This window comes from Streptomyces lomondensis, assembly GCF_014651035.1.
Classification (GTDB): Bacteria; Actinomycetota; Actinomycetes; order Streptomycetales; family Streptomycetaceae; genus Streptomyces; species Streptomyces lomondensis.
Genome location: NZ_BMWC01000002.1, coordinates 26,389 through 51,983, shown reverse-complemented (window position 1 = coordinate 51,983; position 25,595 = coordinate 26,389). Strand labels below are relative to the sequence as shown.

General features: G+C 70.0%; 24 protein-coding genes and 1 riboswitch. Of the genes, 10 read left to right on the top strand and 14 right to left on the bottom strand.

Annotated elements, in window-relative coordinates:
- Positions 1–13: 13 nt before the first annotated feature.
- The 9 genes from IE255_RS07625 to IE255_RS07585 all read right to left on the bottom strand — a co-directional run bounded on the left by IE255_RS07625 (position 14) and on the right by IE255_RS07585 (position 10,638).
- Entirely contained in the window at positions 14–976 is a 963-nt protein-coding gene (locus IE255_RS07625; RefSeq protein ID WP_190049420.1) for a GlxA family transcriptional regulator, read from the bottom strand.
- Between the two features lie 248 nt (positions 977–1,224).
- Positions 1,225–2,232, bottom strand: a complete 1,008-nt coding sequence (locus IE255_RS07620; RefSeq protein ID WP_190049419.1) for a ribonucleotide-diphosphate reductase subunit beta — start codon at positions 2,230–2,232, stop codon at positions 1,225–1,227.
- A complete protein-coding gene (locus tag IE255_RS07615) occupies positions 2,232–4,583 on the bottom strand; it encodes a ribonucleoside-diphosphate reductase subunit alpha (protein ID WP_190049418.1) in 2,352 nt (783 codons plus the stop codon). The genes IE255_RS07620 and IE255_RS07615 overlap by 1 nt, the downstream gene beginning before the upstream one ends.
- A 123-nt stretch (positions 4,584–4,706) precedes the next feature.
- A riboswitch (cobalamin riboswitch) is annotated at positions 4,707–4,835 on the bottom strand.
- Between the two features lie 53 nt (positions 4,836–4,888).
- Entirely contained in the window at positions 4,889–5,395 is a 507-nt protein-coding gene (locus IE255_RS07610; RefSeq protein WP_190049417.1) for a GNAT family N-acetyltransferase, read from the bottom strand.
- A gap of 72 nt (positions 5,396–5,467) precedes the next feature.
- A complete protein-coding gene (gene mctP / locus IE255_RS07605; protein WP_190049416.1) occupies positions 5,468–7,096 on the bottom strand; it encodes a monocarboxylate uptake permease MctP in 1,629 nt (542 codons plus the stop codon).
- The gene (locus tag IE255_RS07600; RefSeq protein WP_190049415.1) at positions 7,093–7,347 is read right to left on the bottom strand and encodes a DUF3311 domain-containing protein; all 255 of its coding nucleotides are present in this window, start codon (positions 7,345–7,347) and stop codon (positions 7,093–7,095) included. Before IE255_RS07600 ends, mctP begins: the two co-directional genes overlap by 4 nt.
- Before the next feature lie 127 nt (positions 7,348–7,474).
- A complete protein-coding gene (locus IE255_RS07595; RefSeq protein ID WP_190049414.1) occupies positions 7,475–7,675 on the bottom strand; it encodes a YbdD/YjiX family protein in 201 nt (66 codons plus the stop codon).
- Positions 7,647–9,785, bottom strand: a complete 2,139-nt coding sequence (locus tag IE255_RS07590; protein ID WP_190049413.1) for a carbon starvation CstA family protein — start codon at positions 9,783–9,785, stop codon at positions 7,647–7,649. The genes IE255_RS07595 and IE255_RS07590 overlap by 29 nt, the downstream gene beginning before the upstream one ends.
- An 88-nt stretch (positions 9,786–9,873) precedes the next feature.
- The gene (locus IE255_RS07585) at positions 9,874–10,638 is read right to left on the bottom strand and encodes a GntR family transcriptional regulator (RefSeq protein WP_190049412.1); all 765 of its coding nucleotides are present in this window, start codon (positions 10,636–10,638) and stop codon (positions 9,874–9,876) included.
- A 315-nt stretch (positions 10,639–10,953) separates the two neighbouring features.
- Between IE255_RS07585 and IE255_RS07580 the strand changes: the two genes are divergently transcribed.
- From IE255_RS07580 to IE255_RS07555, 6 genes are all read left to right on the top strand, one after another.
- Positions 10,954–12,234 carry an extracellular solute-binding protein gene (locus IE255_RS07580; RefSeq protein ID WP_190049411.1) on the top strand — a complete coding sequence of 427 codons (1,281 nt, stop codon included), beginning with the start codon at positions 10,954–10,956 and terminating at the stop codon, positions 12,232–12,234.
- Between the two features lie 76 nt (positions 12,235–12,310).
- Entirely contained in the window at positions 12,311–13,300 is a 990-nt protein-coding gene (locus IE255_RS07575) for a carbohydrate ABC transporter permease (RefSeq protein WP_190049410.1), read from the top strand.
- Positions 13,297–14,142: a carbohydrate ABC transporter permease gene (locus IE255_RS07570; RefSeq protein WP_190049409.1), complete on the top strand. Its 846-nt coding sequence runs from the start codon at positions 13,297–13,299 to the stop codon at positions 14,140–14,142. The genes IE255_RS07575 and IE255_RS07570 overlap by 4 nt, the downstream gene beginning before the upstream one ends.
- 9 nt (positions 14,143–14,151) lie before the next feature.
- The gene (locus IE255_RS07565) at positions 14,152–15,717 is read left to right on the top strand and encodes a glycoside hydrolase family 3 protein (RefSeq protein ID WP_190049408.1); all 1,566 of its coding nucleotides are present in this window, start codon (positions 14,152–14,154) and stop codon (positions 15,715–15,717) included.
- 57 nt (positions 15,718–15,774) lie between these two features.
- Positions 15,775–16,023: a helix-turn-helix transcriptional regulator gene (locus tag IE255_RS07560; protein ID WP_190049407.1), complete on the top strand. Its 249-nt coding sequence runs from the start codon at positions 15,775–15,777 to the stop codon at positions 16,021–16,023.
- A complete protein-coding gene (locus IE255_RS07555; RefSeq protein ID WP_190049406.1) occupies positions 16,020–16,565 on the top strand; it encodes a hypothetical protein in 546 nt (181 codons plus the stop codon). Before IE255_RS07560 ends, IE255_RS07555 begins: the two co-directional genes overlap by 4 nt.
- Before the next feature lie 20 nt (positions 16,566–16,585).
- Here the strand turns inward: IE255_RS07555 and nagB are convergent, their stop codons facing one another.
- Positions 16,586–17,371 carry a glucosamine-6-phosphate deaminase gene (gene nagB, locus IE255_RS07550; RefSeq protein ID WP_190049405.1) on the bottom strand — a complete coding sequence of 262 codons (786 nt, stop codon included), beginning with the start codon at positions 17,369–17,371 and terminating at the stop codon, positions 16,586–16,588.
- 278 nt (positions 17,372–17,649) lie between these two features.
- Between nagB and IE255_RS07545 the strand changes: the two genes are divergently transcribed.
- Positions 17,650–18,723, top strand: coding sequence for an SIS domain-containing protein (locus IE255_RS07545; protein WP_190049404.1), 1,074 nt, complete (start codon positions 17,650–17,652; stop codon positions 18,721–18,723).
- On the opposite strand, the gene IE255_RS07540 is transcribed toward IE255_RS07545, so the two are convergent.
- Complete coding sequence (locus IE255_RS07540) at positions 18,717–19,469, bottom strand: SDR family oxidoreductase (protein WP_190049403.1); 753 nt, start codon at positions 19,467–19,469, stop codon at positions 18,717–18,719. The two genes, IE255_RS07545 and IE255_RS07540, sit on opposite strands and share 7 nt — an antisense overlap.
- 97 nt (positions 19,470–19,566) lie before the next feature.
- Here IE255_RS07540 and IE255_RS07535 point away from each other — a divergent pair, with 97 nt between their 5' ends.
- Positions 19,567–20,217, top strand: coding sequence for a TetR/AcrR family transcriptional regulator (locus tag IE255_RS07535; RefSeq protein ID WP_190049402.1), 651 nt, complete (start codon positions 19,567–19,569; stop codon positions 20,215–20,217).
- 389 nt (positions 20,218–20,606) lie between these two features.
- Positions 20,607–22,082, top strand: a complete 1,476-nt coding sequence (locus IE255_RS07530; protein ID WP_190049401.1) for a sensor histidine kinase — start codon at positions 20,607–20,609, stop codon at positions 22,080–22,082.
- Positions 22,083–22,288: 206 nt separating this feature from the next.
- On the opposite strand, the gene IE255_RS07525 is transcribed toward IE255_RS07530, so the two are convergent.
- Both IE255_RS07525 and IE255_RS07520 read right to left on the bottom strand, forming a co-directional pair.
- Positions 22,289–22,546 (bottom strand): WhiB family transcriptional regulator, encoded by a 258-nt coding sequence (locus IE255_RS07525; protein WP_003992873.1) that lies wholly within the window; start codon positions 22,544–22,546, stop codon positions 22,289–22,291.
- Between the two features lie 322 nt (positions 22,547–22,868).
- Positions 22,869–23,837, bottom strand: coding sequence for a diacylglycerol/lipid kinase family protein (locus IE255_RS07520; RefSeq protein ID WP_190049400.1), 969 nt, complete (start codon positions 23,835–23,837; stop codon positions 22,869–22,871).
- A gap of 116 nt (positions 23,838–23,953) precedes the next feature.
- Here IE255_RS07520 and IE255_RS07515 point away from each other — a divergent pair, with 116 nt between their 5' ends.
- Entirely contained in the window at positions 23,954–24,406 is a 453-nt protein-coding gene (locus tag IE255_RS07515) for a hypothetical protein (protein ID WP_190049399.1), read from the top strand.
- Positions 24,407–24,443: 37 nt separating this feature from the next.
- Here IE255_RS07515 and IE255_RS07510 read toward each other — a convergent pair whose 3' ends face one another.
- On the bottom strand, positions 24,444–25,586 hold the full coding sequence (locus IE255_RS07510) for an RNA polymerase sigma factor SigF (protein ID WP_190049398.1): 1,143 nt from the start codon (positions 25,584–25,586) through the stop codon (positions 24,444–24,446).
- Positions 25,587–25,595: the final 9 nt, after the last annotated feature.

Genomic DNA, 25,595 nt, shown 5'->3' with positions numbered 1-25,595 from the left:
GGCCCGGTGATCGTCAGGCCGCTTCGGGGCCTCTGAACGTCCGCCGGTAGGCGTTCGGCGTCGTGCCCACGGCCCGGACGAAGTGGTGGCGCAGCGCGGCCGCGTTGCCGAACCCCGTTCGACCGGCGATCGCGTCCATCGTCTCGTCCGTCGCCTCCAGCAGCCGCTGGGCCAGCAGCACGCGCTGGCGCAGGATCCAGCGGTAGGGAGTCGTCCCGGTCTCCTGCTGGAAGCGACGGGCGAAGGTGCGCGGCGACATGTGGGCGCGGGCGGCGAGCTGCTCGACGGTGACCTCCTCGTCGAGGTGCCGCTCCATCCACGCCAGCACGTCGCCGATCGTGTCGGCCTCGGAGTGCGGCAGCGGGCGCTCGATGTACTGGGCCTGGCCGCCGTCGCGGTGCGGCGGCACCACCATCCGCCGGGCGATCTTGTTGGCGACCTCCGAGCCCTGCTCCTTGCGGACCAGGTGGAGGCAGGCGTCGATGCCGGCGGCCGTGCCGGCTGAGGTGATCACCGGGTCCTCGTCGACGTAGAGCACGTCCGGCTCGACGACCGCCCGCGGGTACCGCCGGGCGAGGTCCCGCGCATGCTTCCAGTGCACAGCGCAGCGGCGGCCGTCCAGCAGCCCGGCGGCGGCCAGCACGAAGGCGCCTGAGCAGACGCTGAGCACCCGGGCGCCGCGGTCGACCCCGCGGCGCAGGGCGTCCAGCAGCTCCGGCGGGAACGTACGGGACGCGTAGCTGTGCCCGGCCGGCACCGCGATCAGATCGGCCGTCTCCAGCCGCTCCAGGCCGTGCTCGACCTGGAGTGAGATGCCCGAGTTCATGCGCAGCGCCGGGCCCTCGGCCGAGGCGACGGCGAAGTCGTAGACCGGTAGTCCGTCGTCGCTGCGGTCGGTGCCGAAGACCTCGCACACCACGCCGAGCTCGAAGGGGTTCACGCCGTCGAGGAGGACGACGGCCACGTTCTGGAGCATGCCCCCAGTGTGCACCGCCCGTGGCAGTAATTCGAGGGTCTACGGCAGTACTGCCACTGCCGGTAAGGAGTCATCGGCGCGACAGTGGTGTCCATGGACACGAACCAGGCACAGACACTCATCGCAATGGTCTTCGTACTCGGGACGCTGGTCCTCCTGGTCCTCCCGTCCGTGATCGGCCTCGTGCGCGACCGGCGCGTAGACCGTCGGATCCGGGAGGCCCAGGAGGCCCGCGAAGGCGCGCCGGCTCAGAAGTCCTCGTCCAGGTCGACGGTGCCCTCCACCGCCACCTGGTACGCGGAGGGCCGCCGCTCGAAGAAGTTGGTCAACTCCTGAACACCCTGGAGCTCCATGAAGGAGAAGGGGTTCTCCGAGCCGTACACCGGGGCGAAGCCCAGGCGGGTCAGCCGCTGGTCGGCGACGCACTCCAGGTACTGCCGCATCGACTCGGTGTTCATGCCCGGGAGGCCGTCACCGCACAGGTCGCGCGCGAACTGCAGCTCGGCCTCGACGGCCTCCCGGAGCATGTCCGTCACCTCCTGCCGGAGCCGGTCGTCGAACAGCTCCGGCTCCTCCTTGCGGACGGTGTCGACCACGTCGAAGGCGAACGACATGTGCATCGTCTCGTCGCGGAACACCCAGTTGGTGCCGGTGGCCAGGCCGTGCAGCAGGCCCCGGCTGCGGAACCAGTACACGTAGGCGAAGGCACCGTAGAAGAACAGGCCCTCGATGCACGCGGCGAAGCAGATGAGGTTGAGCAGGAAGCGGCGGCGGTCGGCCTGTGACTCCAGCCGGTCCAGCTTCTCCACCGAGTCCATCCACTTGAAGCAGAACTCGGCCTTCTCCCGGATGGACGGGATGTTCTCCACGGCAGCGAAGGCCGCCGCGCGGTCCTCCGGGTCGGGGAGGTAGGTGTCGAGGAGCGTCAAGTAGAACTGGACGTGGACGGCCTCCTCGAAGAGCTGCCTTGAGAGATACAGCCGTGCCTCGGGGGAGTTGATGTGTTTGTAGAGGGTCAGCACGAGGTTGTTCGCGACGATCGAGTCGCCCGTCGCGAAGAAGGCGACCAGCCGGCCGATCAGGTGCTGCTCCGCCGGTGACAGCTTGGCGAGGTCGGTGACGTCCGAGTGGAGGTCGACCTCCTCCACGGTCCAGGTGTTCTTGATGGCGTCCCGGTAGCGCTCGTAGAAGTCCGGGTAGCGCATGGGGCGCAGAGTCAGCTCGAAGCCGGGGTCGAGAAGGTTCTGGGTGGTCATCACTGGCAGGCCTCGCAGGACTCGGGGTTTTCCAGGGAGCAGGCGACCGCTTCTTCCGGCGCAGGCTGCTGCACGGGGACGGTGGCCTGGGCGGCGCGGGCGATGCGGGTCGCCGGGCGCGAGCGCAGGTAGTACGTGGTCTTCAGCCCGGACTTCCAGGCGTAGGCGTACATCGAGGAGAGCTTGCCGATGGTCGGCGTCTCCAGGAAGAGGTTCAGGGACTGGGACTGGTCCAGGAACGGGGTCCTGGCCGCCGCCATGTCGATCAGGCCGCGCTGCGGGATCTCCCAGGCCGTGCGGTAGAGCGCGCGGACGTCCTCGGGGATCCAGGCGAAGCCCTGGACCGAGCCGTTCGCCTCGCGCAGGGCCTCCCGGCTGCGGGCGTCCCACACGCCGAGCCGCTTCAGCTCGTCCACCAGGTAGGAGTTGACCTGGAGGAACTCACCGGACAGCGTCTCGCGCTTGAACAGGTTGGACACCTGCGGCTCGATGCACTCGTAGACGCCCGCGATGGAGGCGATGGTGGCCGTGGGCGCGATGGCGAGGAGCAGGGAGTTGCGCATGCCGGTCGTGGCGATCCGCTCGCGCAGGGCCGCCCAGCGCTCCGGCCAGGTCAGTTCCACGTCGTAGTGGTCGGGGTGCAGCACGCCCCGGGCCGTACGGGTCTTCTCCCAGGCCGGCAGCGGGCCGTTGCGCTCGGCGAGGTCGGCGGAGGCCTCGTACGCGGCGAGCATGATCCGCTCGGCGATCCGGGTGGACAGGGACTTCGCCTCGGGCGAGTCGAAGGGCAGGCGCAGCTTGAAGAACACGTCCTGGAGGCCCATGGCGCCGAGGCCGACGGGGCGCCAGCGGGCGTTGGAGCGGCCCGCCTGCTCGGTCGGGTAGAAGTTGATGTCCACGACCCGGTCGAGGAACGTGACGGCCGTGCGGACGGTCTCGTCCAGGCGCTCCCAGTCGATGTCCCCGTCGCTCACGAACGCGCCGAGGTTGACCGACCCCAGGTTGCAGACCGCCGTCTCTCCGTCGCTGGTGACCTCCAGGATCTCCGTGCAGAGGTTGGAGGAGTGGACGACGTGGCCCGGCTCGGCCGTCTGGTTGGCGGTGCGGTTGGCGGCGTCCTTGAATGTCATCCAGCCGTTGCCGGTCTGCGCGAGGGTGCGCATCATGCGGCCGTACAGCTCGCGGGCGGGCAGCGTCTTCCTGGCGAGGCCCTTGGCCTCGGCCGCGCGGTACGCGGCGTCGAACTCCTCGCCCCACAGGTCGACCAGCTCGGGCACGTCCGCGGGGGAGAACAGCGACCACTGCGCGTCGGCGTTCACGCGGCGCATGAACTCGTCCGGCACCCAGTGCGCGAGGTTCAGGTTGTGCGTGCGGCGGGCGTCCTCGCCGGTGTTGTCGCGCAGCTCCAGGAACTCCTCGATGTCGGAGTGCCAGGTCTCCAGGTAGACCGCGGCGGCGCCCTTGCGGCGACCGCCCTGGTTCACGGCGGCGACCGAGGCGTCGAGGGTCTTCAGGAACGGGACGATGCCGTTGGAGTGGCCGTTGGTGCCGCGGATCAGCGAACCCCGGGCGCGGATACGGGCGTAGGCGATGCCGATGCCGCCGGCGTGCTTCGAGAGACGGGCGACCTGGTGGTAGCGGTCGTAGATGGAGTCCAGCTCGTCCTTGGGGGAGTCGAGGAGGTAGCAGGACGACATCTGAGGGTGCCGCGTACCGGAGTTGAAGAGGGTGGGGGAGGAGGGCAGGTAGTCGAGGCGGCTCATCAGCCGGTAGAGAGCCGCGACTTCGTCCACGGCGCGGAGGGTGTCGTCCTCGGCGAGGCCGCTCGCCACGCGCAGCATGAAGTGCTGGGGCGTCTCGATCACCTTGCGGGTGATCGGGTGCCGGAGCAGGTAGCGGCTGTGCAGCGTGCGCAGGCCGAAGTAGCCGAAGCGGTCGTCGGCGGTGGTGTCGATCAGCGCGTCGAGGCGGGCCGCGTGCAGCCGGACGAACTCGGCGGTGCGGTCGGCGATCAGGCCCTCGCGGTGGCCGACCGCGACGGACTCGGTGAAGGACGTGACGCCCTGTGAGGCGGCCTCTTCGCGGATGCCGATCGTCAGCAGCCGGGCGGCCAGCCGGGAGTAGGCGGGATCCTCGGAGATGAGGCCGGCGGCCGCCTCCGTCGCGAGTTCGCGCAACTCCGTCCCGTCCGCCCGCGCGGACCGGCCGCGCAGCGCGGCGGCGGCGACCCGGCCGGGGTCGGCGTCGGGGAGGTCGGCGGTCAGCTCGGTCAGGATCCGCAGCAGCGCGGCACCGGGAGCGTCGTGCTCGTCTTCGGCGGCTGAGACCGGATCCGCTGGCGCGATGGTCACGTGGGGCTCTCCCTCGCTCGGCACGGGGCCTCGCCGAGGGCAGGGGGGAGCACGCGAGCGCACGGGGCGTCGCGTCCACCGGCCCATTCCACGAGGCCCGGAAGTCAGGGCACACCGGCCGGTTGGCCGGGTGCGCTGTCGGCAGGTCCTCGGACTGACTCCCATACACGCACAAAGAGGCATGGGTACACCGTTGCGGGACAGTTCCGGATTCGCACCGGATTCCCCTGCGGCGACAGCGAGCATGAGCATACATCTTGTGCCGGGTAAGGATCACGCCCCTATATGTTGTGTCGCAGATGACTTCAGAGCGTCAACTCGTAGGCGAGGAGAGTGATGTCGTCGAGCTCCGGAATCGGGTTCCAGTCGCGCTCCGGGACACGGACGAAGCCGAGGCGTTCGTAGATGCGGTGTGCGGAGTGCATGGTGCGCTGCGTCGACAGGACGACGCGGACGCAGCCGTCCGTCGCACGGGCGCGGTCGACGCAGGCGCGGACGAGTGCCTCTCCGGCGCCGCGGCCGCGGGCCTCGTGGGCGACGGCGAGCATCCGTATCTCGGCCTCCTCGGGCCGGGCGATGTCGGCCATGGGGCCGCCGGAGGGGACGAAGGTGACGCCACCGAGGAGGTGTTCACCCCGTGTGGCCACCAGGACGTCCGCGGCGGCGGCCCGCTTGGCCACGTCCTTGAGTTCGCCGAGGTACCAGTCGCTCTCACCGAAGTCGAGGAGGCCGTCCTGCAGGTAGGCCTGGGCGGTGATCTCGCCGAGGGCGTCGTACTCGGTGGGCTTCACTCGCCGGATGAGGATGTCCATGGTCCGAGTGTGCGGGACGGGTATGACAACGGGCCGCCGGTTTCTCACCGGCGGCCCGTTGTCACCTACAACTCAGTGCGAGGTGCCCGCCGTCGCGGGCGGAAGCTCCACCTGGACCCCGGGGTCGCCCGCGTCCGCCGTGTAGTCCTCCGGCTTGGTCTCGTCGATGCCGTCGGGGGCCTTCAGGGCCCTCAGGACGAAGGTCAGGACGACGGTGACAACGACGTTCAGGACGAACGCCGTGAGACCGATGTAGCCGATCTCGCCGATGCCCGGGATCTCCTTGGAGGAGCCGCCGAAGTGCTTCTGGGTCGGGGAGGCGACGCCGTACGCGGCGACCGTGCCGTAGATCATGCCGACCGCCCAGCCCGCGAGCAGCGCCCAGCGGTGGAACCAGCGGGTGAACAGGCCGCCGACCAGGGCCGGGAAGGTCTGGAGGATCCAGATGCCGCCGAGCAGCTGGAAGTTGATGGCGACCGTCTTGTCCATGGTGAGGACGAAGGCCAGGGCGCCCACCTTCACCAGCAGGGAGACCAGCTTGGAGACCTTGGTCTCCTGCGCGGGCGTGGCGTCGGGCTTGATGAAGTCCTTGTAGATGTTGCGGGTGAACAGGTTCGCGGCCGCGATGGACATGATGGCCGCCGGCACCAGCGCGCCGATGCCGATCGCCGCGAAGGCCACGCCCGCGAACCAGTCCGGGAACATGGTCTCGAACAGCTGCGGGATCGCCAGCTGCCCGTTCTGCACCTTGATCCCGGCCGCGATCGCCATGAACCCGAGCAGCGCGAGCAGGCCCAGCATCAGCGAGTACAGCGGCAGGATCGTGGTGTTGCGGCGGATCACCTCACGGCTCTTCGAGGACAGCGTCGCCGTGATGGAGTGCGGGTACATGAAGAGCGCGAGCGCGGAGCCCAGCGCCAGCGTGGCGTACGTCCACTGCCCCGCCTCCGGCGGCACCAGCGCACCGCGCGGCGCGCCCGTCGCCGGGTTGGTCTGGCCGTAGGCCTCGCCGGCCTTGGCGAAGATCTCGTCGAAGCCGCCCAGCTTGATCGGGATGTAGATGATCGCCACCGCGATGACGATGTAGATCAGGGTGTCCTTCACGAACGCGATCAGCGCGGGGGCACGCAGGCCCGACGAGTACGTGTACGCGGCGAGCACGCCGAAGGCGATCAGCAGCGGCAGGTCCTTGATGAACCAGTTGGTGTCCTCGCCGCCGCCGACGCCCATCACGTCCAGCACGGCTTGGATGCCGACCAGTTGGAGCGCGATGTACGGCATGGTCGCGAGGATGCCGGTCAGCGCCACCGCCAGCGACAGGCCCTTCGAGCCGAAGCGACCGCGCACGAAGTCGGAGGTCGTCACGTAGCCGTGCTTGTGGGACACCGACCACAGGCGGGGGAGGAACGTGAAGATCAGCGGGTAGATCAGGATCGTGTACGGCACCGCGAAAAAGCCGGCCGCGCCCGCCGCGTAGATCGCCGCGGGGACGGCGACGAACGTGTACGCCGTGTACAGGTCGCCGCCGAGCAGGAACCAGGTGATCCAGGTGCCGAACGAGCGGCCGCCCAGGCCCCATTCGTCGAGGCTGTGCTCGTTCTCGGCCCTGCGCCAGCGCGCGGCCAGGAAGCCCATGACCGTGACGAGCAGGAAGAAGAAGATGAAGACGGCGAGTGCGACGCCGTTCACGCCGTCCTTCATCGCGTACCTCCCCGACGGGCGCGCTGGTCACGCTGCCACAGCTTGTAGGCGACCATCGTCAGCGCGGTGGAGATCAGCACCCACGCCATCTGGTACCAGTAGAAGAACGGGATCCCGATGAACGCCGGGTCGGTCTTGGCGTACGAGCCGACCCACAGCATCGCCACGAAGGGCGCTATCAGGCACAGGGCGATGACGACGCGCACAGGCGTCACCACCGGCCCTCTGCTCTCTTCCGGGGCTTGCGACATCAGGCGGCTCCGTCCCCTCAGTGATCACCTGTGCAATGCGCAGGCAATCTAGGTCAGGGTGTGGCGAGAACGGAACCCCTCGTCCGTAATGCGGTACTCAAAAGAAATCAGTTTCCGACAGCAGTCCTCAGCAGCAGCGGAATCCCTGGCGGGGGTCCTTCTCCTGGCGTTCCGTGCGCATCCGCTCGAAGTCGCGGCGGGACGGCACCTCCGCGTCCGGATGCTGTCGCCGGACATGCGTGACATAGCGGTCGTAGGCGGACTCGCCGGTCAACTCCCGCAGGTACCAGCACACACCCCTATACGCGCGGCTCAGCGCCGACCGCATGACGGGCCTCCTCCTTCTCCTCCTTCGTCGCGAACAACCCGGCCGGGGCGACGATCCCCGACTCGACGTAGGGCGCCTCGCTCAGCGAGGACAGCGCCGGGCGGCGTACGTGCCGGACGCACACGCGGGCCGCGTCGGCGATGACGACCACGACCAGCAGGGCCAGGACCGCCGAGAGGACGCCGTCCACCGTGGAGTTGGTGACCACGGTGTGCATGTCGTCCATGCTCTTGGCGGGCGGCAGCACCTCGCCCCGGTCGATCGCGTCCTGGAACACCCGGCGCTGCTCGAAGAAGCCGACCTTGGGGTCGCTGGAGAACACCTTCTGCCAGCTCGCCGTCAGCGTCACCGCCGCGTCCCAGGCGAGCGGGATCCCGGTGATCCAGGCCCACTTGAGCCGGCCGCTCTTCACCAGCAGAGTGGTGCACACCGCCAGGGCGACCGCCGCCAGCAGCTGGTTGGAGATGCCGAAGATCGGGAACAGCTGGTTGATGCCACCGAGGGGTTCGTGGACGCCGACCCACAGGAAGTAGCCCCACAGTCCGCACACCAGCGCGCTCGTGAGCACCAGGCCCGGCTTCCAGCTCACGTTCCGGAAGGGCCGGTAGACGTTGCCCAGCATGTCCTGGAGCATGAACCGGCCCACGCGGGTCCCGGCGTCCAGCGCGGTCAGGATGAACAGCGCCTCGAACATGATGGCGAAGTGGTACCAGAACGCCTTCAGGCCGCCGCCCGTGACCCTCGAGAAGATCTCCGAGACGCCGACGGCGAGGGTGGGCGCGCCGCCCGTGCGGGACAGCAGGCTCGCCTCCTCGACGCTCTTCGCGGCCTGCGCGAGGTCCTGCGGGGAGATCTGGTAGCCCCAACCGCTCACGACCTGTGAGGCGTTCTCCACCGTCGTGCCGATCACCCCGGCCGGCGCGTTCATCGCGAAGTACAGACCCGGGTCGATGATGCTCGCCGCGATCAGCGCCATCACCGCGACCGACGACTCCATCAGCATGGAGCCGTAGCCGATCATCCGGACCTGCGTCTCCTTCTGGATCATCTTCGGGGTGGTGCCGGAGGAGATGAGCGCGTGGAAGCCGGACAGCGCGCCACAGGCGATGGTGATGAAGGCGAACGGGAAGAGCGAGCCCGCGAAGACCGGCCCGTCGCCGCGCGAGGCGAAGTCCGTCACCGCGTCCATCTTCAGCGTCGGCAGCGCGATCACGACGCCCAGCGCCAGCAGCACGATCGTGCCGATCTTCATGAAGGTCGACAGGTAGTCGCGCGGCGCCAGCAGCATCCACACCGGCAGGATCGAGGCGATGAACCCGTACGCCACCAGCCAGACGACCAGCGTCGCGGGCGCCAGCGTGAACGTCCCGGCCCAGGACGACTCGGCCACCCAGCGGCCCGCGACCAGCGCGAGCAGCAGCAGCGCGACGCCGATCAGCGACACCTCGACGACCCGGCCCGGCCTGAGCACCCGCAGGTAGAAGCCCATCAGCAGGGCGATCGGGATCGTCATGCCGATGGAGAAGGTGCCCCAGGGGGACTCGGCGAGGGCGTTGACGATGACCAGGGCCAGCACGGCGAGCAGGATGATCATGATGGCGAACGCGGCGAGGAGGGCCGCCGCCCCGCCGAACGGGCCGATCTCGTCCCGGGCCATCTGCCCCAGCGACCTGCCGTCGCGCCGGGTGGAGAAGAACAGTACGACCATGTCCTGGACCGCGCCGGCGAAGATCACGCCGGCGATGATCCAGATCGTGCCGGGCAGGTACCCCATCTGGGCGGCCAGCACCGGGCCGACCAGCGGGCCGGCGCCCGCGATCGCCGCGAAGTGGTGGCCGAGCAGCACGCGCCGGTCGGTGGGGTGGAAGTCGATGCCGTTGTTCAGCCGCTCCGCCGGGGTGGCCCGGGTCCGGTCGACCTTGAGCACCTTGTACGCGATGAACTTCGCGTAGAAGCGGTAGGCGATCGCGTACGACCCGAGAGCGGCCGCGACCATCCAGGCGGCCGAGACCTCCTCGTCCCGGGACAGCGCGAGCACGGTCCAGCCCGCCGCGCCGACCAGCGCGACGAGGGTCCATAAGGCGATGGTGCGGGGCTTCGCGGTACGCACTGGGGGAGCCCTCCCGTCCATGCGGCGACGGGAGGAACGTAGAGCAGGAACAGACGTTCCGCTACACCGCGTGCACTGCTCCTGAGGCCTACTCCTGAGGCCGCTTGAGCCGCGCCACGAACTTGTACCGGTCCCCCCGGTACACCGACCGCACCCACTCCACCGGCTGGCCGTCCCGGTCCAGCGAGTGCCGGGAGAGCATCAGCATCGGCAGGCCGACGTCCGTGCCGAGCAGGCCGGCCTCGCGCGGGGTGGCCAGCGAGGTCTCGATGGTCTCCTCGGCCTCCGCGAGGTGGACGTCGTAGACCTCGGCGAGGGCGGTGTAGAGGGACGTGTACTTCGCCAGGGACCGGCGCAGGGCCGGGAAGCGCTTGGCGGACAGGTGGGTGGTCTCGATGGCCATCGGCTCGCCGTTGGCCATGCGCAGCCGCTCGATGCGCAGGACGCGCCCGCCGGGGGTGATGTCGAGCAGCTCGGCGAGCCGGTCGTCGGCGGTGATGTACCCGATGTCCAGCAGCTGCGACGTGGGTTCGAGGCCCTGGGCGCGCATGTCCTCGGTGTACGAGGTCAGCTGGAGCGCCTGCGAGACCTTGGGCTTGGCGACGAACGTGCCCTTGCCCTGGATGCGCTCCAGCCGGCCCTCGACGACCAGTTCCTGGAGCGCCTGGCGCACGGTCGTGCGGGAGGTGTCGAACTCGGCCGCCAGCGTGCGCTCGGGCGGGACCGGCGTGCCGGGCGCCTGGGTCTCCGTCATGTCGAGCAGGTGCTTCTTCAGGCGGTAGTACTTGGGCACGCGTGCGGTACGGACGGGCGCCCCGGTCTCGTTCTCCGCACTGCTGACGTCGGTGCTCATGCTCCGCCTTCCCGGCTGGGTCTGCCGACACGATCCCACTTGTATACCGTCGGCGCCTCTTTTGGTCTAGTCCACGCATCGCTGTGGTCTACCCGCAGTATGCCGTGCCCGCCCGGGTTTTCGCTGGCTTCTTACTTAAAGGTTCCTGCATATGTAGGTCGCATAACAGCTGGTCAGCGCCGTCTCGGGAGCCTTGACAGGCTTCCTGGTCTGGTCCAAGCTCCACCTGCTGGTCTACACCATTGGTCCAGGCCCGGCCCCACGTTCACTGCGGGGAGGCAGGGGGGTTGTGTGGGCATCCCTGAGGAGGGTGGCGTGAAGCGCAAGCTGACAGCCGCGATCGGTATCGCGGGCATGATGGTCTCCATCGCGGCGTGCGGGGGCGAGGGCGGCGGCTCGGACAAGGGCGGCGCGGACGCCAAGGAGCTGACCGTCTGGCTCACCGTCGACGCCCAGAACAACTGGCCGGAGCTGGTGAAGGCCGCCGACGCCGCGATGCGGAAGAAGCACCCCGGCCTCAAGATCAACCACGAGTACTACGGCTGGCCCGACAAGAACGCCAAGCTCGACGCCGTCCTCGCCACGGACAAGGCCCCCGACGTGGTCGAGATGGGCAACACCGAGATGCTCGGCTACATGGTCAATGGCGCCTTCGCCCCGCTCGACCCGGCCGAGTTCGACAACTCGGCCGCCTGGCTGGACGGCCTCAAGGCCTCGGTCACCTACGAGGGCAAGACCTACGGCGTCCCGTACTACGCCGGCGGTCGCGTCGCCAACTGGCGCAAGGACGTGGCGGCTTCGGTCGGCGTCAAGGCGCCCCCGAAGACCTACGAGGAACTGACCGCCGCCCTGGACAAGATCCAGAAGAAGCAGGGCGACAAGTTCAGCGCCTGGTACCAGCCCACCCGCGACTGGTACGCCGCCATGTCCTTCGTCTACGACGCCGGCGGCGCCATCGCCACCGAGTCGGGCGGCCAGTGGAAGGCCTCCCTCTCCTCGCCCCAGTCCCTCAAGGGCCTCAAGGAGTTCAAGAACGTCGTCGACTCCTACATGCACGGCGACAAGACCAAGGACGAGTCCGACCGCTACATCGTCTACGGCCAGGGCAAGTCCGCCATGATCTTCGCCGCCGCCTGGGAGGGCGCGACCGCCGAGGACCCGAAGAACGACAAGACCGGCAAGCTCAAGGGCAACCTCGAGAACTTCGTGATGCCCGGCCCCTCCGGCAGGAACATGCCCGTCTTCCTCGGCGGCTCCGACCTCGCCGTGCCGGTGAAGTCCGACGCCCAGGCCCTGGCCGCCGAGTGGATCAACGCGTTCGCCGGCTCCTCGGGTCAGAAGGGCCTGATGGCCAAGGGCAACCTGCCCAACAACAAGACCGACCTCGCGACGCTGAAGAACGACCCGAAGACGGCGGTCCCCGCGACGGCGGCCGAGTCCAACTGGTTCGTCCCGATGGCCCCCGGCTGGGGCCAGGTCGAGAAGGCGCAGATCCTCCAGACCATGCTCCAGAGCATCGGCACCGGCAAGAAGTCGGTCGAGGCCGCCGCCAAGGAGGCGGACGCCGCGATCGACAAGGTCATCAACACCAAGTGACCCAGGCGGGCGGGGCTCCCCAGTCGGTGGAGCCCCGCCGCCCGTCAAGACCTGAGGGACCGCCGAGGAGCGCGCGATGAGTGCCGCAGACACCACCACCCCTGCCAAGGTGCCGCCCCCGCGGCAGGCACCACCGCCGGTCCCCGACGACCGGCGGCCGAGCGGGCAGCACAGGCCGGGCGGGACCGCGGTCCCCTGGCTGCTGCTCGCGCCCTGCCTGCTGATCCTGGCCCTGGTCATGGGCTATCCGCTGGCCCGGCTGGTCACCCTGTCCTTCCAGAAGTTCGGGCAGTCCCAGCTGTGGGGCTTCCAGCCGGCCGAGTCGGTCGGGTTCGACAACTTCGCCAAGGTGCTGGGCGACGGCGAGTTCTGGACCGTCGTGCTCCGCACGATCGTCTTCGCGACCGGCGCCGTCGTCCTCACGATGGTGATCGGCATGGCGCTCGCCCTGCTGCTCCAGAGGGTCTCCGGCTGGCTGAAGGTGCTCATCAACATCGTCCTGGTGGCCAGCTGGGGCATGCCCGTGATCGTGGCCACCACGGTCTTCAAGTGGCTCTTCGACTCGGACTACGGCGTCTTCAACGCGTTGCTCAGCAAGCTGCCCGGCATCGACATGATCGGCCACAACTGGTTCGCCAGCGGGCCCGAGGGCCTCGCCGTGATCATGTTGCTGGTGGTGTGGGGCGCCGTGCCGTTCGTGGTCATCACGCTCAGCGCGGGTCTCACCCAGGTCCCGAAGGAACTGGAGGAGGCGGCCCGCCTGGACGGCGCCGGCTCCTGGGGCGTCTTCCGCTATGTCACCCTGCCCGTCCTCAAGCCGATCATCGTGATGCTCACGACCCTGTCGGTCATCTGGGACATGGGCGTCTTCCCCCAGGTGTTCGTCATGCGCAACGGCCATCCCGAGCCGGAGTTCCAGGTCCTCAACACCTACTCCTACGACCGGGCCTTCGTCGTCAACGACTACGCCCAGGGCTCGGCCATCGCGCTGATCACCGTCCTGCTGCTGCTCGGCGTGGTCGCCGTCTACATGCGGCAGATGCTGAAGATCGGAGAGGTCGAATGAGTACGCTCGCCGGAGCCGGCCGCCGCAAGCACGCGCGGCTGGGCTGGAACCTCCTCGGCCTCCTGGTCTTCCTCACCGCGGGCTTCCCGCTCTACTGGATGCTCAACACGGCGTTCAAGCCCGCCAAGGACGCCATCGACCCGGACCCGAGCCTGCTGCCGACCGGTCTCACCTTCGCCAACTTCGGCCGGGCGCTGGACATCGCCGACTTCTGGGGCCCGGTGGGCCGCAGCATGGTGGTGTCGCTGGCGGTGGTCGTCATCGGCATGGTCGTCGGGCTGCTGGCCGCGCTCGCCATCTCCCGGTTCGCCTTCCGCGGGCGCAAGATCGTGATCGTGGGCATCCTCGCGGTCCAGACGGTCCCGCTGGTCGCCATGATCATCCCGGTGTTCCTGCTCCTCAACGACCTGGGCCAGTACGACCGCCTCACCGGCCTCATCATCACGTACCTGACCTTCATCCTCCCGTTCACCGTGTGGACGCTGAGGGGCTTCATCGTCAACATCCCGAAGGAACTGGAGGAGGCGGCCATGGTCGACGGCTGCTCCCGCACGGGCGCCTTCCTCCGGGTCGTCTTCCCGCTCCTGGCCCCCGGCATGGTCGCCACCTCCGTCTACGGCTTCATCCAGGCCTGGAACGAGTACCTCTACGCCCTGATGCTGCTCAGCCAGAAGAACCAGACCGCGACCGTCTGGCTCGGCAACTTCACCACCAAGCACGGCACCGAATACGCCCCGATGATGGCCGGAGCCACGATGATGGCCGTGCCGATCGTCGCCCTCTTCCTCCTCGTCCAGCGCAAGATGGCCGCGGGCCTGACCGCGGGCGCCGTGAAGGGATGACCTCACCCGATGACGACAATCGCCCGTGGCACCGACACCCTCACCCGCGACGCCCTGACCGTCCTCCAGCCCGGCTTCACCGGAACCACCGCCCCCGACTGGCTGCTGCGCCGCCTCGGCGAGGGCCTCGCCTCCGTCGGCCTCTTCGGCCGCAACATCGCCTCACCGGGCCAACTGGCCGCCCTGACCGCCCAGCTGCGCGCCGAGCGCGACGACGTCCTGGTCGCGATCGACGAGGAGGGCGGCGACGTGACCCGCCTGGAGGTGCGGTCCGGCTCCTCCTTCCCGGGCAACCACGCCCTCGGCGCGGTCGACGACGTGGAGCTGACCCACCGCGTCGCCCACGAACTGGGCCGCCGCCTGGCCGCCTGCGGCGTGAACCTCGACTGGGCCCCGTCCGCCGACGTGAACTCCGACCCGGCCAACCCGGTCATCGGCGTCCGCTCCTTCGGCGCCGACACCGGCCTGGCCGCCCGGCACACCGCCGCCTATGTGACGGGCCTCCAGTCCGCCGGGGTCGCCGCCTGCACCAAGCACTTCCCGGGCCACGGCGACACGGCCGTCGACTCCCACCACGCCCTGCCGCGCATCGACGTCTCCGCCGAGGTGCTGGCCGAGCGCGAACTGACCCCGTTCCGTGCCGCCATCGCCGCCGGCACCCGGGCCGTGATGAGCGCCCACATCCTGGTCCCGGCCCTGGACCCCGACCGCCCGGCCACCCTCTCCCGCCGCATCCTCACCGGCCTGCTGCGCGGCGAACTCGGCTACGACGGCCTCATCGTCACCGACGGCATGGAGATGCGCGCCATCGCGGACACCTACGGCATCGAACGCGGCAGCGTCCTCGCCGTCGCCGCGGGCGCCGACGCGATCTGCGTGGGCGGCGGCCTGTCCGACGACGCGACCGTGCTGCGCCTGCGCGACGCCCTGGTCACGGCGGTCCGCGCGGGCGAACTCCCGGAGGAACGCCTCGCCGACGCGGCCGACCGCGTGCGGGCCCTGGCCCGCTGGACCGGCTCGGCGGGCCGCTCGCCCGAGGACCCGCCCGGCGGCGAGATCGGCCTGGAGGCCGCCCGCCGCGCCCTCACGGTGACCCCCGCACCGGGCCTCGGCAGCCCCGGAGCCTTCGAGCCCCTCACCGAACCGCCCTACGTCGCCGCCCTCACCCCCGTCGCCAACATCGCGGTCGGCGACGAGACACCATGGGGCGTCGCCGCCGAGCTGACCCACCTCCTGCCGGGCACCGTCACGGGCAGCTTCTCCGCCGGGAACACTGGGGACGCCGGGGGCACCGGTCACGGCACGGAGAGGGAGGCCGGGGAGAGCGCCGGACGGGCGGCCCTCCAGGCGGCCGGTCCCCGCCGCGTCGTCGCCGTCGTCCGCGACGAACACCGCCACCCCTGGATGGCCTCGGCCCTCGACACCCTGCTGGCCGCCCGCCCCGACACCATCGTGGTCGAGATGGGCGTCCCCCAGGCCACCCCGCGCGGCGCCCTGCACATCGCCACGCACGGCGCGGCCCGCGTCTGCGGCCGGGCGGCGGCCGAGGTGATCGCCGGAATCACGGGGCGGTAAGGCTCAACCAGGACCCATGGGTTGTAAGGCTGCGTCTGAATATAGTACTTCTTATACATGAGCGAGCAGGTGCACAACAGGTTGGCCGTGGTGCGCGCCGAACGGAAGGTGTCGCGCCAGAGCCTGGCCGAGGCAGTGGGAGCCCACTACCAGACCATCGGCTACATCGAGCGGGGGCAGTACAACCCGAGCCTCGACCTGGCGCTGAAGATCTCGAAGTTCTTCGGACTGCCGGTCGAGGCCCTGTTCTCCCTCGAACCGTTCCGGCCGCTCACGGACGAGGTATACGGGAGGAACCAGCCATGACGACGACGCGCCTGACCCGCTACGACCGGAGCATGCTGCGACTGATGAACGACCGCCGCGGGGCGGCCTGGTACGCCACGGCGGCCCGCCGCCGTCTGGCCGTCGCCGCGCACATCACCCTCACCGCGGCCATCGGCGGGCTGATGACCCATCTCTTCCTCGCCGAGGGCGAGCCGCTGTGGACCATCGCCGTGATGGCGGTGCTGCTGGTGCCCTGGATGGTCGCGACCGGCGTGATCAACAGCGCCACCCGGGGCCTGCTGGAACTGCGCGAACGCGCCCTGGACGAGCGGCAGTCCGCCGAACGCAGCCGCGTCCTGGCCCGGGCCCACCGCGCGACGACCCTGCTCCTGGCGACGGCGGTACTCGGCCTGCTGGTCGCGGGCATGGCCGACGGCCACGCCCCGAAGGCCTACGCCGGCCCCCTGCTCATCGCCGTCCTGGTGGTCCACTGGCTGATGCCACTGTGGGTGGCCGGCCTGCACGCCCAGGACGAGCCGTCCGAGGACGACGCCCTGGGGACCGGGCCCCTCGGCCGCTGAGACCTGATCCGAACGACAGGCTAGATGCCCTGCCACTCCGGCTTGTTGGCGTACGTGTGCCGGAAGTAGTCCGCGAGCTTCAGCTTCGACGCGGCGGCATCGTCGACGACGACGGTCGCGTGCGGGTGGAGCTGGAGCGCGGACGCGGGGCACACCGCGGCGACCGGCCCTTCCACCGTCGCCGCGACCGCGTCCGCCTTGCCCTCGCCGGTGGCGAGCAGCACCAGGTGCCGGGCCTCCAGGATCGTGCCGATGCCCTGCGTGATCACGTGGTGCGGCACCTGGTCGATCTCGCCGTCGAAGAAGCGCGCGTTGTCGATCCGGGTCTGCTCGGTCAGCGTCTTGATCCGCGTCCGCGACGCCAGCGACGAGCACGGCTCGTTGAACCCTATGTGCCCGTCGGTGCCGATCCCGAGCAGCTGAAGGTCCACGCCCCCGGCGTCCGCGAGGGCCTTGTCGTACGCCTCGCACGCCCCCTGCACGTCCGCGGCCGTGCCGTCCGGACCCATGAACTGGTCCATCGCGATCCCGAGCGGCTCCAGCACCTCCCGCCGCAGCACCGAGCGGTAGGACTCCGGATGGTCGGCGGGCAGCCCCACATACTCGTCGAGCTGGGCGATCCGCGCCCGCGCGACGTCCACGGCACCGGAGCGCACCTTGGCCGCCAGTGCCTCGTACACGGGCAGCGGCGTCGAGCCGGTGGCCACGCCGAGCAGAGCGCCGGGCTTGCGCCGGAGCAGCTGGGCCATGGCCTCGGCGATGAGCTCGCCGCCCGCCTTGGCGTCCGGAACGATGACAACTTCCACGCTGGGCCTGCCGATCTGAGAGGAATGCTCACCTGGGACCGGACCCGGGAGGGTCGTGTGGTTTAGACCAATCTAACAGAGCGGACCCGCCCCTCCCAGGGTGAACGCCGCCCCTCCCGCAGGGACGACCCGACCGTGCCGACCAGGCCTCCGGCGGGTGAACAGAGCCGGTCCTTCCGTGACCGCGGCGTGCACATCGGCCCTCCCGCGCGGGCGTTCCGCGACCCGGGGGAGTGGAATGGGACCTGCATCCGCCCGCGCACCGGAAGGACCCCGTCATGACCGCCGCCGCCACACCGGACCCCCTCAGCGAACTCCCGGGCCGGACCATGGCCCGGGAGATGGCGGAGCAGCCCGCCGTCCTGCGCCGGATCCTGGCCGACGGCGCTCCCGCCATCCGAGACGTGGCACGGCGGATCGCCGCCCGCACACCCCGCTTCGTCCTGCTGACCGCGCGCGGCACCTCCGACAACGCCGCCCTCTACGCCAAGTACCTCCTGGAGATCCGGCTCGGCCATCCCTGCGGGCTCACCTCGATGTCCACCACCACGGCCTACGGCGCCCGCCCGGACCTCACCGACGTCCTCGTCATCACCGTCAGCCAGTCCGGCGGCTCCCCGGACCTGGTCGCCTCCACCCGGGCCGCCCGCGAGGCCGGCGCGATCACGCTGGCCGTCACCAACAACCCCGACTCACCGCTCGCCGGCGTCTCCGAGTACCACATCGACATCATGGCCGGACCGGAGAAGGCCCTCCCCGCGACCAAGACCTACACCGCCTCCCTCCTCGCGCTCTACCTGTTCGTCGAGGGCCTGCGCGGCGGCGACGGCGCGCAGGCGCACGTGCTGCCGGACCTCGCCGAGCAACTGCTCGCCCGGCAGGACGAGGTGCGCGCCCTCGCCGCCCGCTACCGCTTCGCCGAGCGCATGGTGATCACCTCACGCGGCTACGGCTATCCCACGGCCAAGGAGGCCGCCCTGAAGCTGATGGAGACCAGCTACATCCCCGCCCTCTCCTACTCCGGCGCCGACCTGCTGCACGGACCGCTCGCCATGGTCGACAACGTCTCCCCGGTCATCGCCGTGGTCACCGACGGCAAGGGCGGCGAAGCGCTCCAGCCCGTCCTGGACCGGCTGCGCGGCCGCGGCGCCGACCTCGTCGTCATCGGCCCCAGGAGCCAGGTCGAGCAGGCGTCGGCCGGCTTCGTCCTGCCGACGGAAGGCGTCGCCGAGGAGGTCCAGCCCATCCTGGAGATCATCCCCCTCCAACTCCTGGCCTACGAGGTCACCATCGCCCGCGGCCAGGACCCGGACGCCCCTCGCGCCCTGGCGAAGGTGACGGAGACTCACTGAAGCGAACCCCCCGTCACATCCACCCAGCTCCCCGTCACCCACCGCCCGCCGTCCGAGACCAGGAACGCCACCACGTCGGCGACCTCGGCGGGTTCGCCCACGCCGCCCAGCGCCGATATCGCCGCGGCCTTCGCCCAGCCGTCGGCACTGCCGCGCAGCAGCCCGGCCGTGTTGTCCGTGTCGATGATCCCCGGCGCCACCGAGTTCACCGTGATGCCCCGCGGGCCCAGCACCTTGGACAGGTCCCGGGAGAAGACGTCCAGCGCGCCCTTCGTCATCGCGTACGCCATGTTGTCCGGCATCACCGCGGTCCGGGCCAGCCCCGACGAGATGTTGACGACCCGGCCGCCGTCCCGCAGTCGCGTCATGCCGTGCTTGAGGATGAAGAACGGTGCTTTCACGTTCACCGCGAAGACCTTGTCGTACTCCCGCTCGCCGAGTTCCCCGATCGGCCGCGTGTTGCCGATCCCCGCGTTGTTCACCAGGATGTCCAGCCCGTCCGCGTGCCGGTCGAACTCCTCCCACAGCGCCTCGGCGTCTCCCGGCACACCCAGTTCCACACCCAGCGTGAACGCCGAGCCGCCCGCCGCCTCGATCGCCGCGACCGTCTCCTTCGCCGCCGCCTCGTTCCTGCCGTAGTGCACCGCGACCCGCGCGCCGTCGCGCCCCAGCCGCTCGGCGATCCCTCGCCCGATGCCCCTGCTCGCCCCCGTGACGAGTGCCGTCCTGCCCGTGAGCACGCCCATGGCGGCGCCCCCTTCGTATTTTCCTAGCGGTCGCTACAGAAATGACCGTACAACAGCCCGCCGACATTTCTCTAGTGCCCGCTATAAAATGCACCCCATGGTGAACGAGGACGGAACCGCCCGCGCCGAGGGCAAGACCAGAGGCAGGCCCCGCGGCCGCCCCCGCTCCTTCGACCGCGAGACCGCCCTGGAGAAGGCGCTGCTCGCTTTCTGGGAGCACGGCTACGAGGCCACGTCCGTCTCGGACCTCACGCGCGTCATGGACATCGGCGCCCCCAGCCTCTATGCGGCCTTCGGCGACAAGCGGTCCCTCTTCGACGAGGTCGTGCGCGTCTACGGCACGAGGTACGGCGCGTTCACCGACCGCGCCCTCGCCGAGGAACCCACCGCGCGGGCCGCCGTCGAGCGCACGCTGCGGGAGGCCGCCGTCGCGTACACCGAACCCGGCCATCCGCACGGCTGCCTCGTGGTCCACGCCGCCGCGAACTGCTCGAACCCCGAGGTCGAACAGTCGCTGCGGGACCGCCGCAACGCCAACATCGCCGCCTTCGAGAGCCGTATCAGGGCCGATGTCGCCGCCGGCGTGCTGCCCCCGAGCACCGACGCCGCCGCCCTGGCCCGGCACACCGGAGCGATGATCCAGGGCATGTCACAACAGGCACGCGACGGGGCGAGCCGGGAGGAACTGGAGGCGGTCGCGGAAATTGCCATGTCCATCTGGCCCCGCACAGGAACCCACACGGGTTAGGCTGCGTGGTGGACGCCGGTGCGCCCGGCGCGTCGCGGAAATAACAACAACGAACAGCCTCCAACGCATGGACACCCCCGAGTGGTCTAGTCCAGAATGCGTGACGAGAGCGCGTGTGCAGCGTGCACCAGCCTCCGCCTTCCCCGCACAGGAAGGCGGACCGAGGAACCGAGGCTCTCTGCCCTGACTGCCCCGGCTCCTCATCCTTCGGCCGACCGGGACCGCACACCCCACGGCCGATACTGCTCCGGGCTGCGGTGCCGGGAGGGTTGAGGGTCCCTCTCAGGCGCCGCGGCCCGCGGGTGTTTCCGGCGGCCGGCCGTTCCAGGGCCGTACCATCCCGGTCCCGGTATTTCAGAGCCGTACAAACGCCCGGGTACGCTCGCCACGTGCCCTCCATGAACGAACTCGTACGCCAGCACACCGCCCTCGACGACACCGACCTCGAGTGGCTGCACCTGCTGGTCTCGGAGTGGCAGCTGCTCTCCGACCTCTCCTTCGCCGACCTGGTCCTGTGGGTCCCCACCAGCGACGGCACCCGGTACGTCTCGGTCGCCCAGATGCGGCCCAACACCGGCCCGACCTCGTACCAGGACGACATGGTGGGCCATCTCGTCCCGCGCGGCCGCCGCCCCATGCTGGACGCCGCCCTCGACGAGGGCCGCATCGTGCGCGAGGGCGACCCCGAGTGGCGCGAGGAGGTCCCCGTCCGGGTCGAGTCGATCCCGGTACGGCGCGAGGGGCGCGTCCTCGGTGTCATCGCGCGCAACACCAACCTCCTCACCGTGCGCACCCCGAGCCGCCTGGAGCTCACCTACCTCCAGAGCGCCTCCGACCTCGCCCAGATGATCGCGGCCGGTGCCTTCCCGTTCGCGAACCAGCAGCTCGACATGGACGCCTCGCCCCGCGTCGGCGACGGCCTCATCCGGCTCGACGCCGACGGCATCGTCCAGTACGCCTCCCCGAACGCCCTGTCCGCCTACCACCGCCTCGGCCTCGCCTCCGACCTCGTCGGCCAGCACCTGGGCCGGACCACCGCCGAACTCGCCCCGACCCGGGGCCCGGTGGACGAGGCGCTCGCCAAGGTCGCCAGCGGCTGGGCGCCGCGCGAGTTCGAGATCGAGGCCAGGGACGGGGTCATCCAGCTCCGGGCGATCCCGCTCAAGCCCAAGGGCACCCGCATCGGTTCGCTGGTCCTGCTGCGGGACGTCACGGAACTCCGCCGCCGCGAGCGCGAGTTGATCACCAAGGACGCGACGATCCGGGAGATCCACCACCGGGTCAAGAACAACCTCCAGACGGTGGCGGCCCTGCTGCGTCTCCAGGCCCGGCGCATCGAGTCCGACCGCGGCCGGGAGGCCCTCGAAGAGGCGGTGCGGCGCGTCGGATCGATTGCGATCGTGCACGAGACGCTCTCCCAGAACCTGGACGAGCGCGTGGAGTTCGACGACATCGCCGACCGTGTCCTGGCGATGGTCGCCGAGATCTCCCCGGGCAAGGTCACGGGCCGGCGCACCGGCCGCTTCGGCATCCTCGACGCCGAGGTCGCCACCCCGCTGTCGATGGTGCTGACCGAGGTGCTGCAGAACGCTCTGGAGCACGGCTTCCGCGAGGGCGACACCGGCACGGTCGAGGTGTCGGCGATCCGCGGCGGCACGACGAAGGAGGCCCGACTGCTGGTCACCGTCCAGGACGACGGCGTCGGCCTGCCGGCGGGCTTCGATCCGCACACCGCCGGCAACCTCGGCCTCCAGATCGTACGGACCCTGGTGGAGGGCGAGTTGGGCGGCACCTTCGACATGGTCCAGGCCCCGGAGCGCGGCACCCGAGTGATCCTCGACATTCCGGTGCGGTCACAGAAGTAGCAGGTCACCGCGGTAGGAGGGGCCCCAGCCCGTCAGGGAAGGGGCCGTGAACAGCATTGAGCCCCGGGCCACTTGGTGGCCCGGGGCTTAAAGCTCGCTGCTGCTGTGTAAGCGCATCGGGGGAACTGCGCGCTGCGGCTCGGGGGCGGGAGATGCGTACTCGCTGTACGCGCCGCCAAGCTCAGGCTGTCAGCAGGGGTGGGGTGTCAGGCGGAGGCCTGACGGGCCCGGTTGCGGGCGGCACGGCGCTTCATGGCGCGGCGCTCGTCCTCGCTGAGACCACCCCAGACGCCGGAGTCCTGGCCGGACTCGAGCGCCCACTGCAGACACTGCTCGATCACCGGGCAGCGACGGCAGACGGCCTTGGCTTCCTCGATCTGCAGCAGCGCAGGACCGGTGTTGCCGATGGGGAAGAAGAGCTCGGGGTCTTCCTCGCGGCAAACGGCGTTGTGACGCCAGTCCATGGCTGCTACCTCTCCTTGGTATTACGTGCAGGGTGTGCTTGTGAATGTGAACGCTTTCACGAATCCCTCAACAAGTGAAGGGCCGACCGCCAGGTTCCCTGGCGTGGGTCCTGTGAATTGAAGAGGGGTTCTGGTGATCAGTGGAGGCCGGTGTTGCGGGCCGTCCCGATCGCCACGTAGAGACTCGCAAACCTCAGCGGCGGATACAACCCCTTCCGGAAAGTTTTTTTTGATTCTTCGGTGTCGACTAGGTCACAGCCGTACTTCCATGGGGTGGATCCTGGCCTAAACGTTCGAGTGAAAGGACTTTAGCCAGTTCTGCTCACACAATCACACGCAGTGCACGGCGTACGCCTGTGAACGTCACGCTCGTTCGCAGCCCCAGGTGGTCACCGTCCATCTGGAGGGGGAGCGGCACCTTCGAATGCAAGGTGAACTCCGTCAAGTCGTGCAGAGAGGTGGCGTGCTTTCCATGGGGTCCGCGCTCGGGGGACGAAGTGAGCAACTGGGTGCCATACCGGGCAACCGCCGCGGTGGACAGGCGGCTGAGACCGAAGAGATCGAGGCCGGTATCGAACGAGGCCTTAGGTGCCGCATAGATCGGGCGATTCCCCAGAAACGTCCACGGTGAGGTGTTCGAGACTATGGACAGCACCAGATCGGTGACCGGGTCTTCCCCGGCCCGCTCCAGCGTGATCGTCCCGTATCGGCGGTTCGGTTCACCGAGGAGTTGGCGCAGGACCTGGCGTACGTAAAGAGCGTGTGTGGATTTCCGGCCGCGCTCGCGGTGCTGCTCCACCCGGCCGACCACGCCGGCGTCGAAGCCGAGGCCCGCGTTGAAGGTGAACCAGCGGGCCGGCACGGCCTCGTCCTCCGTGCCCGGCGTGCCCGAGGTCAGACCCAGGCCTACGGTGCGTTCGCTGCCGTCGCGCAGGGCGTCCAGCAGGGCGCCGGTGGCTTCCACGGCGTCGTTGGGCAGGCCCAGGGCGCGGGCGAAGACGTTGGTGGATCCGCCCGGCACCACGGCGAGGCGGGGGAGGTGTCCGGGGGCGGGGCCGGCGTGCAGCAGGCCGTTGACCACCTCGTTGACCGTGCCGTCGCCGCCGAGGGCCACCACCAGGTCGATGTCGTCGCTGTCCGCCGCATGGCGGCCCAGGTCGCGCGCGTGGCCGCGGTACTCGGTGGTGACCGCCTCCAGCTTCATCTCGCTGGCGAGCGCGTGGATCAGTACGTCGCGTGTGCGCGCACTTGTGGTGGTTGCCGCCGGATTGACCACGAGGAGTGCACGCATGACTGGCAGCGTACCTACTGGGGGGTACCGGGCACAGGCCGAGGTAGGGATCGGGTAAGAGAGCGGGAGCGAACCTCGCCACGGGGGGCGCGTACGACGAGGGCTACCCTTCAGGGGTGAGCAGTGAGCAGACCCCCACCACCACCGTGGAAACCACCGGCCCCCGCCCGCGGCGACTGACGTACGCCGCGCTGCTGGCCGCACTGGAGGGGCTCGCGCTGGTCGTCGGCGGCGTCTGGATTCTCGTCCTCGGCTTCACGGGCCACCCGGACGACCGGCAGCAGGCCGTGACCGGGGGCATCACGCTGGTCGTGCTCGCGCTGCTGCCGCTGCTCGCCGCGCGCGGGCTGCTCGGGCGCCGCAGCTGGAGCCGCGGCCCGGCCGTCATCACCCAGCTCATGGCGCTGCCGGTGGCCTACAACCTGCTCCAGGCCGACAGCATGGCCATCCCGGGCGGGATCGCCCTCGCGGTCGTGGCCGTCGCGGCGCTCGTGCTGCTGGTGAACCCCGAGACGACCCGGGCCCTCGGGATCCGCGGGCCCGGCAACTCCGGCGATACGGCGAAGTAGCCGTCACTCCTCAGGCGTCACTCCTCGACCTCAGGCGTCACTCCTCGACGAGGAGCTTCTCCCGCAGCTGCGCCAGCGTGCGCGCCAGCAGCCGGGAGACGTGCATCTGCGAGATGCCGACCTCCTGCGCGATCTGCGACTGGGTCATGTTGCCGAAGAACCGCAGCAGCAGGATCCGCTTCTCGCGCGGCGGCAGGTCCTCCAGCAGCGGCTTGAGGGACTCCCGGTACTCCACGCCCTCCAGCGCCTCGTCCTCGGCGCCGAGGGTGTCCGCGACCGCCGGGGACTCGTCGTCGGTGTCGGGGACGTCCAGGGACAGCGTGGAGTACGCGTTGGCGGACTCCAGGCCCTCCAGGACCTCCTCCTCCGAGATCGCCAGCTTCTCGGCGAGCTCGTGGACCGTGGGGGAGCGGCCGTGCAGCTGCGAGAGCTCGGCCGTGGCCGTGGTCAGCGACAGGCGCAGCTCCTGGAGCCGGCGCGGGACGCGCACCGCCCAGCCCTTGTCGCGGAAGTGCCGCTTGATCTCGCCGACGACCGTCGGGGTCGCATACGTGGAGAACTCCACGCCGCGGTCCGGGTCGAAGCGGTCGACCGACTTGATCAGCCCGATCGTGGCGACCTGGGTGAGGTCGTCCAGCGGCTCGCCGCGGTTGCGGAAGCGGCGTGCGAGGTGCTCCACGAGCGGCAGGTGCATGCGGACCAGCTGGTTGCGCAGCTCCGCGTACTCGGGACTGCCGTTGCTCAGGGTGCGCAGTTTGAGGAACATCTCGCGCGCCCCGCTGCGGTCCGGAGAGCCGTGCTGCGCACCCTGTGCCTGGTGCGCGCTCGGCGTCTCGTCCTCGGAGTGTCGCTCGTGCTCGCTCATCGTCCCGCCCGTCGCCCTTCCCCGAGCCCTCGCCTCCTCCGCCACTCTCGACTTCCCGCGAGTGGGAGGACCCCCCTGGACAGGGGATGCGGTGATCCCCCCGCCCGGAGGCGCGCTCCGCATGGCACTGTCCCGGTCCTGCCGCCCGCCGTCCGGGAGGACGGCCCCCGCGGAGTCGTCCTCCGGATGCGGGCGGGCCTGCTCGGGGATGCCGTCGATGCCGTCCGCCATGGGCCGGGCCCCGCTCGGACCGCCCGTGCCCGTGCCTGTGCCCTCGGCCGGCAGCTCTCGTGTGCTGCGCTCTTCGTCCCGCACCGGCCCGTC

What these genes read in the sequence shown, in the direction of transcription:
- IE255_RS07625 (WP_190049420.1), bottom strand. Translation starts at nt 976, where the DNA reads ATGCTCCAGAACGTGGCCGTCGTCCTCCTCGACGGCGTGAACCCCTTC.
- IE255_RS07620 (WP_190049419.1), bottom strand. Translation starts at nt 2,232, where the DNA reads ATGACCACCCAGAACCTTCTCGACCCCGGCTTCGAGCTGACTCTGCGC.
- IE255_RS07610 (WP_190049417.1), bottom strand. Translation starts at nt 5,395, where the DNA reads ATGGACATCCTCATCCGGCGAGTGAAGCCCACCGAGTACGACGCCCTC.
- mctP (WP_190049416.1), bottom strand. Translation starts at nt 7,096, where the DNA reads ATGAAGGACGGCGTGAACGGCGTCGCACTCGCCGTCTTCATCTTCTTC.
- IE255_RS07600 (WP_190049415.1), bottom strand. Translation starts at nt 7,347, where the DNA reads ATGTCGCAAGCCCCGGAAGAGAGCAGAGGGCCGGTGGTGACGCCTGTG.
- IE255_RS07595 (WP_190049414.1), bottom strand. Translation starts at nt 7,675, where the DNA reads ATGCGGTCGGCGCTGAGCCGCGCGTATAGGGGTGTGTGCTGGTACCTG.
- IE255_RS07585 (WP_190049412.1), bottom strand. Translation starts at nt 10,638, where the DNA reads ATGAGCACCGACGTCAGCAGTGCGGAGAACGAGACCGGGGCGCCCGTC.
- IE255_RS07575 (WP_190049410.1), top strand. Translation starts at nt 12,311, where the DNA reads ATGAGTGCCGCAGACACCACCACCCCTGCCAAGGTGCCGCCCCCGCGG.
- IE255_RS07570 (WP_190049409.1), top strand. Translation starts at nt 13,297, where the DNA reads ATGAGTACGCTCGCCGGAGCCGGCCGCCGCAAGCACGCGCGGCTGGGC.
- IE255_RS07565 (WP_190049408.1), top strand. Translation starts at nt 14,152, where the DNA reads ATGACGACAATCGCCCGTGGCACCGACACCCTCACCCGCGACGCCCTG.
- IE255_RS07560 (WP_190049407.1), top strand. Translation starts at nt 15,775, where the DNA reads ATGAGCGAGCAGGTGCACAACAGGTTGGCCGTGGTGCGCGCCGAACGG.
- IE255_RS07555 (WP_190049406.1), top strand. Translation starts at nt 16,020, where the DNA reads ATGACGACGACGCGCCTGACCCGCTACGACCGGAGCATGCTGCGACTG.
- IE255_RS07545 (WP_190049404.1), top strand. Translation starts at nt 17,650, where the DNA reads ATGACCGCCGCCGCCACACCGGACCCCCTCAGCGAACTCCCGGGCCGG.
- IE255_RS07540 (WP_190049403.1), bottom strand. Translation starts at nt 19,469, where the DNA reads ATGGGCGTGCTCACGGGCAGGACGGCACTCGTCACGGGGGCGAGCAGG.
- IE255_RS07535 (WP_190049402.1), top strand. Translation starts at nt 19,567, where the DNA reads ATGGTGAACGAGGACGGAACCGCCCGCGCCGAGGGCAAGACCAGAGGC.
- IE255_RS07525 (WP_003992873.1), bottom strand. Translation starts at nt 22,546, where the DNA reads ATGGACTGGCGTCACAACGCCGTTTGCCGCGAGGAAGACCCCGAGCTC.
- IE255_RS07520 (WP_190049400.1), bottom strand. Translation starts at nt 23,837, where the DNA reads ATGCGTGCACTCCTCGTGGTCAATCCGGCGGCAACCACCACAAGTGCG.